The organism is uncultured Campylobacter sp. (genome assembly GCF_938018035.1).
In the GTDB taxonomy this organism is placed as follows: Bacteria; Campylobacterota; Campylobacteria; order Campylobacterales; family Campylobacteraceae; genus Campylobacter_B.
The window spans coordinates 1-1582 of record NZ_CALIJF010000232.1; the positions used below are offsets into that span (position 1 = coordinate 1).

General features: G+C 44.8%; 2 protein-coding genes. One reads left to right on the forward strand and one right to left on the reverse strand.

From position 1 onward, the window contains the following. Positions 1 to 286 precede the first annotated feature (286 nt). Positions 287 to 949, forward strand: coding sequence for a hypothetical protein (locus Q0257_RS07035; RefSeq protein WP_298023311.1), 663 nt, complete (start codon positions 287 to 289; stop codon positions 947 to 949). 460 nt (positions 950 to 1409) lie between these two features. On the opposite strand, the gene Q0257_RS13075 is transcribed toward Q0257_RS07035, so the two are convergent. After that, the coding region (locus tag Q0257_RS13075; protein WP_366517503.1) for a DUF5339 family protein at positions 1410 to 1582 on the reverse strand (173 nt) is incomplete at its 5' end.

The window sequence follows — 1582 nt, forward strand, 5'->3', positions numbered from 1 at the left end:
TTCGGACGCTTCGAAGAGATTGCTTTCAACGCGGGCCTGCTTGATCACTCGATCATCCTAAACGCGCAGGATTACGCGCGCATTGCAGCTCCGCACATTGTTAGCTTCACCGAAAAGGCTACGGAAGGCGAATAGTCGCGCATCGTCCGTTTCACACAAGAACAAGAGAACTCGGATTAAATTAACCCAAAAGCAAGGGCAGAAAAAGACAGCGCGAGAGTGGTTGTAAAGCGGCGCTTTGATTTTTGATCTTTTTTCTTCATATTAAGGCTTTAAAATTTGCAGTATGATCAGGAGTAAAGAAATCGCGACCGAAACAAGGGGAAATGTTATGAAGCAGGTGTGGATATTTTTGCTGTGCCTACTTGCGCTATGCGGCATGGAAAATGCCGCGGTCAAGGAAGACGATGCGCCGCGGCCAGAGATTTATCAGAGTATGAAAGATATCTACGACGATCTACCGATCGCGCAACTACCGATGCGCTATCCGGGAGGAATTTCGCCCTTAGCGGCTATCGATAAAAATTTACTTGATAAAAATAAGCTGTTTTCGTTCGCAAAGGAGAACTTTTTAATCGACAATCTAAGCGCGTACTGGGTGAGGATCGAAGACATAAGGGCTTGTCGTTTGCCAAAAAAGAGCACCAAAACAATTCTGCTAAGGCTTTATCTGAGGGATTTTCAAGATAGCAAACAGGGGCACGAATACGTTTTTATGTGCCTTTTAAACGACGCATTTCGTATAAGTGATTGTCGCGAAATTTACGTCGATTACGTGCACTGCGGTAAAAGCAAGCCGCCGATGCGCGCCAAGCAGGAGTTCGTCATCGATGCCAATTTACGCTGCACAGTAACAACGCACTACCATACTTTAGATGGCGGTAAGGAGCTGTACAGAAATGTCTGCGTGCACGAAATAAAAAACGGCGCGATCGTTACTAAGGATTAAAATCCAAGGCGATTTTGCGAGATGTTTTTGGCCGTAAAGCCGTAAATTTCATAAGCATAGCCGCAAACTGAGACGCGAATTTGCTCTATCTATGAGCCCCGGCTATTTCAAATCGCGATAAAATGACGCTCAAACCGAGCCCTGAATTCGTCATATTGATGAGGTGCTGTTTCAAGCGCGCCAAAACGGCTCGTAAATCTTTGGTGCACCGCAGCGTCCCACTAAGATGCATCGCCTTACGGAGCATTTTAACGACGCGAGCGCTTTATTTGTTTTGGCTTCCTGCGACAAGCTGAATATCAAATCTGAAATTCTTGGCAAGCCCCAAAAGCAGCGAGGATAAAACATCCAAATTTTAAAATTTAAAAATTTTTAAAAAAATGTGAGTTTAAAAAGAATTAATCGCGACGATATCGCATCGCCGCGACTGAAGAAGGCATCATCATGCCCGCGAAGGTATTTATTTCATAGCGCCTTGTTGTTTCATCTGATCCATCATCTGCTTAAATATCTCTTTAGCTTGTTTGCAAGTGGCCTCTTGCTGCTCCTTAGGAAGTGCGCTGATCTGATCCATAGACTGCTTTTTTTGATCCTCATACATCTTGACCTGCTGCTCTTGACCCGCTTGTTTGT